Genomic DNA, 10,000 nt, shown 5'->3' on the forward strand with positions numbered 1-10,000 from the left:
ACCGCTTTTCTCAGGCGCTTTGCTAATATAAGCCAGATTTATTGCGGTGTCAACCGGGTTGACAAGATAAATTTCGTCCTTGTTGTGGCAGTGCTGTCCCAGTAATTTTTAGTTAAAGCAACCTGGTTACTGTCAGCTAGAGCAACGCTGACATCAGGTACTGCCATGGTCTGCAAGAGATTTCACTTGAGCACTAGTCTTGTTGGCTGTAAGGTACCGTAAACAAGTACTTAGGTTACCGAACCTCTCAATGTCGCTCACCCTATCAATGAGTGTTGTGGGGTACGCCTATATAGCGATCCATCGCTTGAAAACCCACAGTGATTCACTGGTGCAGAATTCAGGCATAGCAATGCTTCTAAGTAAGTGTCTATCGGGTGACGGGTGAGAATTTCTGGGTATTCACGTCAGAAGCTCACCTGCATTGAGAGAATCAAGCACACGCAGGTGATAGAGCAGGAGCAACCGCTCATCCTCATTCAGCTCAGACCAGCGTTTGCCCTCAAACTGGTCGGCAATGAACTGGCAAATCACCTCGCCAGACCACCCCAGGCTCCTAATCTCGTGCTGAATCTGCTCATGCAAAGCTGGGTCATAAATCGCAGGCTCGGCATCTTGTGGAAAAGCAGGGCCATCCCCCCGCACCCCCCTTTCCGGAGAAAAAGAGGTTCGATCCGACCCCAAATCACCGGCGCAGCGCGCCCAACCCTTCATATTTCTCTCCAAGGGGTGTAATTCTTTGACTTCAAAGGGTTCTAGCGATTTTGGGATCGCTTCAGAGCTCGCCTCCTCAAGGGCTAGAAAGCCTGCTGCTGGCTCTATTACACCCTCTCGGTGCTCGGGGTGCCAGAGGCTGAGGTGCTTGTAGAGGGTCTGCTGGCTGACTTTGGCCGCTTGGGCGATCGCCTTTGCTCTTGCCGTGATCTGCTCAGGCAGCTCTCCAGCCTGCTCTAGCTCGGTGTAGGCGGTACGGATGCGGTGCTGGGCATCTTCAGACTGCCGTTGGTTGAAGGGCACCAGGGTGTTCTTGGGGTGGCTGGTGTCGCGGGTGGGGGTGCTGCCCAGGGGCCAGTAGTAGCCTTCGACGGCTCTGGCCCAGGCGGTGACTTTGCGCTCGATGTCGTGCTGGTGGCGGCAGTACTGCTCGTAGCCGGGGCAGTGGAGGGCGATGCGCAGGGTGTAGTCAATCAGGGATTGGCCCTCGTGGCCTTCAAAGACGCGGCCGTAGCAGGCGATGGTTTTGAGCAGGTGGTTGGTCTGGCCGTGGGCGGTCCAGCCTTCGGTGATCTCAAGGTCAAGATCCTGTCGCCAACTGTCGACGGGGTGGCGGCGGCGTTTGGGTCGCTTGCGGTGGTTATCCCGGCCAAGTTTCATCGCATGGCGCAGGGTGTCCATGTCCTGATGGCTGGCAGCGCCATCCCAGAGCCAGAAGAACCGGGCTAGGCTGCTGCCGATGGGGTTGAGGGCATCGTCCAGCAGGCAGGAGCCGCTGCTGGGCTGCAGGGGCAGCCGGTGCCCCATGTATTCAATGAAGGTCTCAACGCCGTAGGCTTTGACGTTGGGGAAGATTTCGAGCTGCCCAGCTTTGAGCCGAAACCCCTGGGCTTTGAGGCATTCCTTGAGGGCAACGGCCAGGTTGAAAGTGTTGACCCACTCGGCAAAGGGGAGGTAGAGGTGCAGGCCGCCGCTCCAGCTGGAGCGCAGCAGCAGGGTGCGAGTGATGCCGATGGTCTCTAGGGCAGCGCGAATCTGGGCGACGCCTTCGGCACTGCAGTAGTCGCCGCCAGCGTCGAGGTCGAGCAGGGCGTAGCGGGTATCGTGGGTGAAGCGGACGCCAATGAGTTGGTTGGCGTCTTGCCAGTGGTTCCACAGCACCCGGGGCCGCAGCGGATAGGTGCTGACGGTGGTCCAGGCGGCTTTAGTGGTGGCGTCATCCGGCAGGTCGGCGCGGATAAAGTTCCACGGGTAGTGGCCAAAGATTTCACACAGCCGCTGGCCGGTGGGGTCGGCGGGGAGGGGTTCGGAACGGGGAGTCGTTCTACCAGACTCCTCGCCCCATCCTGTAGATACGGTCATGGGGGTCTCTCTCCTAAAAAAGAGCAATGGGTATTGCCCCAAGAGAGATCCGGTGTTACCATAGCCGCATACTATTTGTTGCGCGGCTCGGGACTGGTCCTCTCGGGTTTTCGCTTTTTAAAGAGCCGGTGGCATTTGCTGCCGGTTCTTTTTGTGTATTAAAGGTCTGGTCAGGACGTTTAATACTGATGAACGCGATCGCTAGGGAGTCAACCCGGCGGGACGTCAATCATGGCCGGATCATAGTACAGGTGCCTGAACCGGGCAAGGCAAACGCTAAAAATTGAGCTTCATGGGTGTTTTGGGGTTAGTATCGGCCTCCTGACGTGCAACGAAAAACTGTGGTTACCACTCGGCCTGCGGTAGCCAGGAGATCTCCGCTAATAGGGTCTGAAACGTCTCGCGAAAAGTTCGTTGGTTACTTTCGTTGAGGGCGCAATCGCGATCTGCCGACCGCCAGCTACACGAAGACATGAAAGTATTCTCAATAGGATGAGTAAATTCTCAACAAGCCTTACTGGTTTTCTCTCTTTTGCCCTTGAACCGCTGAAACCCCTGCTATCCCTACAAACTGCACTTTCTGAAATTTCTAAAAGAGCAAGTCAGAGTTTACAAGGCTAGTTTGGATCCAATGTTGAGGGTGAGCTGATGCCGAAGCGCGAGCGCCATGACCAGGCAGAGATTGGGTCGGCAGATCAGTTTGAGCAGGTGATGGGGGAGCTAAGCCCGAGATGCGATCGCTGTTCTCCATTTGCTACTACACCGGCTGCCGGGTCAGCGAGGCGCGGCAGCTGCGGGCGGAGGATGTGGTGGGGGAGACGCTGGTGCTGCGCAAGGCGACAACAAAAACGAAGCGGACGCGAGCGGTGCCGATTCATCCGAAGCTCAAGGCGGTGCTGGCGGCGGCAGAGTTGCCAGGTCAGGGGTATTTGTTTCCAGGGCGGAGTGGACAGGGTCCGATTACACGGCAGGCTTGTGACTTGGCGCTTAGAAAGGATTGCTGCCCAACGTGTTCCCTTACGATGATGTTGGATTACACGGCAGGCTTGTGACTTGGCGCTTAGAAAGGCATGCAATCGCCTAGGTCTGCGAGGCTACAGCACTCACAGCAACCGGCGCACTTGGGCCACCCGATTAGATAAGGCAGGGGTCAGACTGAAGGCGATTCAAGACTTGGGTGGGTGGTCGTCGATGGCGGCGCTGCAGCGATATCTGGAGGTGTCGGAGGAGGAGAAGGTGGAGGCGATCGCATCCCTATGACCACCTAAACATCGCCCTTTTGCCACTGTTTGTGAGGACTCTGCCAAGGGCTTATAAATCAATAACCCCCAGTGCACAAGGCACCAGGGGCGGTTTCGTTATATAGAGTTCGCTATAAGTTAACTGGTTAGAAAGAGTGGCTGCTGCCTCCCCTACAGTGCCTTAGACCCAAGGCCGTGGGCAGAGTTCCTGGTCATATTTATCAGAACTTGGTCTGTCCCTCATGTCCCTCAACCTTTAGGTAAACTGTGACCCACATCACTTACAGAACCTACAAGGGTCCAAAAGCAAGCGTGGGAATGAGCGCTGAACTAGGCGAGAGCTAAAATTGGCCTATCGACTCGCATAGACAGTAGCTGTGGCTTGGCAATGGTTAACGTTTCTATCAACCTCTCGCCCACGCGGCAATGTCGGAGCTGTCGTTTCAACGCGCGCAGCCCTTACTTGGTCTGTGCAATACATCCAGCAGGGCCAGAGCAGTGGCAATGCTTCGACTTTGAGTCACGCGCGCCCATTGCCCAGCGCCCTAGTGCCAGCCCACCGCAGGCCCCTGCCCCAGAGCCTGATTGGATGAGGTTTTGGGGGCCGCCGGAGGATGAATGGCTAGCCTTCTGGAGACCAGGAAATTTGGGTGATGGCGATTCAAACTCTGACATGTGATTAACAAATCTGGAAGAGGCTCCTTCGGAGGCATTAATCGCCCACCCGCCATTTTGGTTAATCAATTAACTGCTTAAGCGATTATTCAATTACGGATTCAGTGATAGAATTTGGCCAACTCAGTTAAGCGCTTAAACGGTCGACTGATTAACCGATTAATCGGATGAGCAAATGATTATCACCGTCGCCGGCTTCAAAGGCGGGGTGGGCAAGACTACCACCGCCGTACACTTGGCCTGCTACTTTGCCCAAAAATCTGATAAAACCTTACTGGTTGATGGTGATCCCAACCGTTCATCCCTCTCCTGGTCCAAACGAGGAACCCTGCCATTTCAGGTCTGCGACCTGATGTCGGCGGCAAAAGCATCTAGAGGCAAAGAGCACGTCATTGTCGATACCGAGGCCCACCCCGACGAGGACGAGCTAGAGGCCCTAGCCGAGGGCTGCGACCTGCTGGTGCTGCCTTCTACCCCCGATGCCCTGGCTCTGGAGGCTCTGCTGGCCACCGTAGATAACCTTCAAAACCTGACCTCCTACGGAGTGGTACTCACGATGGTCGACAGCCGTAAAAGGGGTACCGCTACTCAGGCTAAAGAAACGCTTAACCGCTTAAGCATTCCAGTATTTAATCAAATGATTAGGCGCTTAACCGCTTACGAGAAAGCGGCTCTGACTGGGGTGCCCGTGTATGAGACGGGCGATCGCTTTGGTCGCATTGCTTGGGGAGAGTATGAGTCGCTAGCCAAGGAGATTGAGAGCCGTGCCTGATGCCGCAAATATGTTTGACCGCCTAGCCCAGAAGCGCGAGCAGGGGAAGGCGGTACCAGCACCGGAGGTAGAGCCTAAGAAACAGCAGCGCAAAGCCACCGGCAAGCGCTCCGACCCTAATTACGTCCAGGTGGGAGCCTACATTCCTATTGAACTCAACAAACGTGTCAAACGACGGCTAGTGGATACCGACAAGGATTTCTCTGAGCTGGTGGCTGAACTATTAGACCAATGGGTTCAAAGCAATCAGGATTAATCGTCTAGCAGTTCATCGGGCAGCTGCATTTTTAAGTATCTTGGTCCGCTCAGCCCTTAACCGATCTGCATAGCTCACCGCCTAGCCAAGCACCCTTTGGATTACCCTGCACCCCTTACTGGCGTGGGCATGTAAGTTCGATCTCCCTAAACCAGATCACACCCTACTTGTCCGATTAATCAACTAATCGGTTAACCGATTAGTTGATTAATCGGCTGAAAATGATATTTAGACGGCCAATCAACGACCTCTCAAGCGGTTGTACCAGTTGAATATCAGGCTTACAAGTTCGGAAAATCAACCCGAAATACTGGCAATTGGTAATGGGTTATGAAAGCGTCTGCAGAAATACTTAGGAAGGACCATGAGACGGTTTTGCTATTTGATCCTTGCCGTATTAACGGCCCTGCTAATCGGGATCGCTCAAAACATGATTGGTCCACTATCAGTACAGGCCAGTCCCAATACGTCCACCGAGATTCGGGGAGTATGGCTGACTAATGTCGATAGTCAGGTGCTTTTCTCGGAACAAGCGGTCAAAGACTCGCTGCAACAGCTTGCCAACAACCGCTTCAACACCGTTTACCCAGCGGTATGGAGTTGGGGCTACACCCTCTACCCCAGCCAAGTAGCAGAACGAGCGAGCGGCTATAAACAGGGTCTCTATCCCGATTTAGAAGACCAGGGGCGCAATGACGATTTAGAAGCTGCCCAGGGCGATCGCGATATGCTGCTCGACGTGGTCCAAACCGCCAAAGACCTCGGCCTCAGCGTTATTCCCTGGTTTGAGTTTGGCTTCATGGCTCCGGCCAACTCACCCCTAGCGCTGCGCCATCCTGACTGGCTGACCCAAAAACAAGGGCCTTTGCCCACCGCGCACCTTGACCAGGAAGGCAGACACGCGCGGGTGTGGCTCAATCCGTTTCATCCAGAGGTGCAGCAGTTTATGCTCGACCTGGTTGCCGAACTGATAGATAACTACGAAGTCGACGGGCTACAGCTCGACGATCATTTCAGCCTACCAGTGGCGTTTGGCTACGACCCCTATACAATCAGCCTTTATCGGCAAGAGCATCGAGGCCAAGCACCACCAGCCAACCCCTACGATGCTGAATGGACCCGCTGGCGAGCCGACAAAATTACCGAATTTGTCGACCGGTTGTTTTGGACAGTAAAAGCGAGGCGACCAACCGCGGTGCTGTCGGTTTCACCCAACCCGGCCGCCTTTGCCTACATCCACCACCTCCAAGACTGGCCCCGCTGGCGCGAAAAAGGGTACATCGAAGAGCTCATCGTCCAGGTTTACCGAGACAACCTTGTCAGCTTTCGCAACGCCCTCCGCGATCGCGCCATTCAGCAAGCTCGTCGCCATATTCCCACCGGCATTGGCATTCTTAGCGGTTTGAGAGATCAACCTGTGCCTATAGCCCTGATCCAACAGCAGGTACAAACGGCTCGAGGCATGGGCTTTGCTGGAGTCTCATTTTTCTTCTACGACACCATGTGGACAGCAGCAGAGAGCGAAACCAGCCGCGATCGCACCAGTGCCATACAGCGCCTGTTTGTTACCCCCCGACAGCGCCCCAGTGTCGCCTACAGCCCCAGGCCAGCCGTAGCTAGCAGATAAACAGAGTGCTTGCCGCTGATATACAGAAGATTGCTTTTGCAGACAAATAGCTTTCCTAGCTATTTGTCTGCAAAAGCCCAAAAAGCAAAGCAGCGCCACATGATAATCGTGTGGCGCTGCTTTGAATAGGGACCTGGCATCGAGCTATTTTGACGAGGGGCAACCCCCTCACTATCTTCGCCGCAGCTGCGTTTCACGTCTGAGTTCGGGATGGGTCAGAGTGGGTCCACAGCGCCAAAGACACCAGGAAAGCTTTCATTGCTGAATACTGTGTTGGAGTTCCTTGAAGAACTGAACGTGAGAGAAATGGGGCTGTGCACACAGCCATTGCTAGTTGACGTTGAGTCAGAGTTGATGAGGTCAAGCCCTCGGTCTGTTAGTACGCCTCGACTACATCCATTGCTGGACTTCCATCTAGCGCCTATTAACGGGTGGTCTACCCGTGACCTTACTGGCTTATGCCATGGGAACACTCATCTTGAGGTGGGCTTCCCACTTAGATGCTTTCAGCGGTTATCCACTCCGCACTTGGCTACCCTGCGTTTACCGTTGGCACGATAACAGGTACACCAGCGGTGCGTTCTTCCCGGTCCTCTCGTACTAAGGAAGACTCCTCTCAATGTTCCTACGCCTGCACCGGATATGGACCGAACTGTCTCACGACGTTCTGAACCCAGCTCACGTACCGCTTTAATGGGCGAACAGCCCAACCCTTGGGACCGACTACAGCCCCAGGTTGCGATGAGCCGACATCGAGGTGCCAAACCTCCCCGTCGATGTGAACTCTTGGGGGAGATCAGCCTGTTATCCCTAGAGTAACTTTTATCCGTTGAGCGACGGCCCTTCCACGCGGAACCGTCGGATCACTAAGGCCTACTTTCGTACCTGCTCGACTTGTCAGTCTCGCAGTCAAGCTCCCTTATGCCTTTACACTCGTTGGCTGATTTCCAACCAGCCTGAGGGAACCTTTGCGCGCCTCCGTTACCATTTAGGAGGCGACCGCCCCAGTCAAACTGCCCACCTGATACTGTTCGCTGCCCGGATAACGGGTCAACGTTAGAATTCTAGCCTTGATAGAGTGGTATCTCACCAGTGACTCCACAACCCCCACAAGGGCTGCTTCATAGTCTCCCACCTATCCTGCGCAATCAAAGCCCGAACCCAATACCAAGCTACAGTAAAGCTTCATAGGGTCTTTCTGTCCGGGTGCAGGTAGTCCGTATCTTCACAGACATTCCTATTTCGCCGAGCCTCTCTCCGAGACAGCTCCCAGATCGTTACGCCTTTCGTGCGGGTCGGAACTTACCCGACAAGGAATTTCGCTACCTTAGGACCGTTATAGTTACGGCCGCCGTTCACCGGGGCTTCAGTCGCTAGCTTCAGCTCCGAAGAGCCTGACCAACTTCCTTAACCTTCCGGCACTGGGCAGGCGTCAGCCCCCATACATCGTCTTGCGACTTAGCGGAGACCTGTGTTTTTGGTAAACAGTCGCCTGGGACTCTTCACTGCGACCAGCTCTCGCTGGCACCCCTTCTCCCGAAGTTACGGGGCCATTTTGCCGAGTTCCTTAGAGAGAGTTATCTCGCGCCCCTGGGTATACTCTACCTTCCCACCTGTGTCGGTTTAGGGTACGGGCCAATTTGAATTAACGTGGTTCGGGCTTTTCTTGGAAGCCTGACATCAGACACTTCCCCGTCGTAACGGGTCGTACTCGCTTCTCAGCTCAAGACGTTTTCGCCGTCTCTCATCACCTCGATAGCTTAAACCGGTAACCAACATCCGGCTGTCTTAGCCTTCTCCGTCCCCCGCCACAATCCAAATCAGGTACGGAAATATTAATCCGTTGTCCATCGACTACGCCTTTCGGCCTCGCCTTAGGTCCCGACTAACCCTCCGCGGACGAGCCTTCCGGAGGAACCCTTGGGATTTCGGGGTGTAGGATTCTCACCTACATTTTCGCTACTTAAGCCGACATTCTCACTTCTGTACAATCCACGCCTGCTCTCGCTAACGCTTCAACTCGTACAGAACGCTCCTCTACCACTTGTACAAGTACAAGTCCACAGCTTCGGTGCAATGCTTAGTCCCGTTCATTTTCGGCGCAGGATCGCTTGACCAGTGAGCTATTACGCACTCTTTTAAGGATGGCTGCTTCTAGGCAAACCTCCTGGTTGTCTCTGCAATCCCACCTCCTTTCCCACTTAGCATTAACTTGGGGACCTTAGCTGGTGGTCTGGGCTGTTTCCCTTTCGACGATGAAGCTTATCCCCCACCGTCTGACTGGCTGTGTGTCCACTGGGTATTCTGAGTTTGACTCGATTTGGTACCGCTCTCGCAGCCCGCACCGAATCAGTGCTTTACCCCCCAGCTATAATCACAACCGCTGTGCCTCAACACATTTCGAGGAGAACCAGCTAGCTCCGGGTTCGATTGGCATTTCACCCCTAACCACAGCTCATCCGCTGGCTTTTCAACGCCAGTCGGTTCGGACCTCCACTTGGTATCACCCAAGCTTCATCCTGGCCATGGTTAGATCACCCGGGTTCGGGTCTATAAAATCTGACTATCGCCCTATTCAGACTCGCTTTCGCTTTGGCTTCAGCATTTCCGCTTTAACCTGCCAGACCCTATAAGTCGCCGGCTCATTCTTCAACAGGCACGCTATCACTCGTTTAATCGAGCTCTAACTGCTTGTAGGCTCACGGTTTCATGTTCTATTTCACTCCCCTCCCGGGGTTCTTTTCACCTTTCCCTCGCGGTACTGGTTCACTATCGGTCACGCAGGAGTATTTAGCCTTACGAGGTGGTCCTCGCGGATTCACACGGGATTTCTCGTGCCCCGTGCTACTCGGGATTCAGCTAGTATCGTTAAGTTTTCGACTACAGGACTTTCACCTTCTCTGGTGCATCATTCCAATGCTTCGTCTAACCGCTCGAGTCCATATCGCTGTCCCACAACCCCAGTGGTAAAAACCACTGGTTTAGGCTCTTCCCAGTTCGCTCGCCGCTACTACGGGAATCGAGTTTTCTTTCTCTTCCTCCGGCTACTAAGATGTTTCAGTTCGCCGGGTTCGCTCGCGCCACCCTATGGATTCAGGTGGCCGTATATAGGGTTGCCCCATTCGGAAACCTTCGGATCAAAGCCTGCTTCCAGCTCCCCGAAGCGTATCGTCGGTAACCACGTCCTTCTTCGCCTCTGCGTGCCTAGGTATCCACCGTGAGCCCGTTGTAGCTTGACCTTCACTCAATTAGTCGTAACTAATCAAGTTCACTCTTCTCTCAACGAACTTTGAATGTTCTGTGTGTACTACCTTACACTTCTCTCATATTCAGTTTTCAAGGTTCTCGGCTAG

Annotated in this window: 7 protein-coding genes and 2 rRNA genes; 6 read left to right on the forward strand and 3 right to left on the reverse strand. The window is 54.3% G+C overall.

Features of this window, described 5'->3' with window-relative positions:
* Positions 1 to 402: 402 nt before the first annotated feature.
* On the reverse strand, positions 403 to 2,076 hold the full coding sequence (locus IQ265_RS02510; RefSeq protein ID WP_194050645.1) for a hypothetical protein: 1,674 nt from the start codon (positions 2,074 to 2,076) through the stop codon (positions 403 to 405).
* Positions 2,077 to 2,807: 731 nt separating this feature from the next.
* Here IQ265_RS02510 and IQ265_RS29240 point away from each other — a divergent pair.
* From IQ265_RS29240 to IQ265_RS02530, 6 genes are all read left to right on the forward strand, one after another.
* The gene (locus tag IQ265_RS29240) at positions 2,808 to 3,128 is read left to right on the forward strand and encodes a tyrosine-type recombinase/integrase (RefSeq protein WP_194052744.1); all 321 of its coding nucleotides are present in this window, start codon (positions 2,808 to 2,810) and stop codon (positions 3,126 to 3,128) included.
* Complete coding sequence (locus IQ265_RS29245; RefSeq protein ID WP_347404913.1) at positions 3,109 to 3,336, forward strand: tyrosine-type recombinase/integrase; 228 nt, start codon at positions 3,109 to 3,111, stop codon at positions 3,334 to 3,336. The genes IQ265_RS29240 and IQ265_RS29245 overlap by 20 nt, the downstream gene beginning before the upstream one ends.
* 369 nt (positions 3,337 to 3,705) lie before the next feature.
* Positions 3,706 to 3,996, forward strand: coding sequence for a DUF6464 family protein (locus IQ265_RS29795; protein ID WP_228037521.1), 291 nt, complete (start codon positions 3,706 to 3,708; stop codon positions 3,994 to 3,996).
* A gap of 171 nt (positions 3,997 to 4,167) precedes the next feature.
* Positions 4,168 to 4,764: a ParA family protein gene (locus IQ265_RS02520; protein WP_194050646.1), complete on the forward strand. Its 597-nt coding sequence runs from the start codon at positions 4,168 to 4,170 to the stop codon at positions 4,762 to 4,764.
* Positions 4,757 to 5,020, forward strand: coding sequence for a hypothetical protein (locus IQ265_RS02525; protein WP_228037522.1), 264 nt, complete (start codon positions 4,757 to 4,759; stop codon positions 5,018 to 5,020). The genes IQ265_RS02520 and IQ265_RS02525 overlap by 8 nt, the downstream gene beginning before the upstream one ends.
* Positions 5,021 to 5,450: 430 nt before the next feature.
* Positions 5,451 to 6,647 (forward strand): family 10 glycosylhydrolase, encoded by a 1,197-nt coding sequence (locus tag IQ265_RS02530; protein ID WP_228037523.1) that lies wholly within the window; start codon positions 5,451 to 5,453, stop codon positions 6,645 to 6,647.
* Positions 6,648 to 6,778: 131 nt separating this feature from the next.
* Here IQ265_RS02530 and rrf read toward each other — a convergent pair.
* Both rrf and IQ265_RS02540 read right to left on the reverse strand, forming a co-directional pair.
* Positions 6,779 to 6,895, reverse strand: a 5S ribosomal RNA gene (gene rrf / locus IQ265_RS02535).
* 108 nt (positions 6,896 to 7,003) lie between these two features.
* Positions 7,004 to 9,886 (reverse strand): 23S ribosomal RNA (locus IQ265_RS02540).
* Positions 9,887 to 10,000 lie beyond the last annotated feature (114 nt).

The sequence above is a fragment of the Nodosilinea sp. LEGE 06152 genome (assembly GCF_015207525.1).
Classification (GTDB): Bacteria; Cyanobacteriota; Cyanobacteriia; order Phormidesmidales; family Phormidesmidaceae; genus Nodosilinea.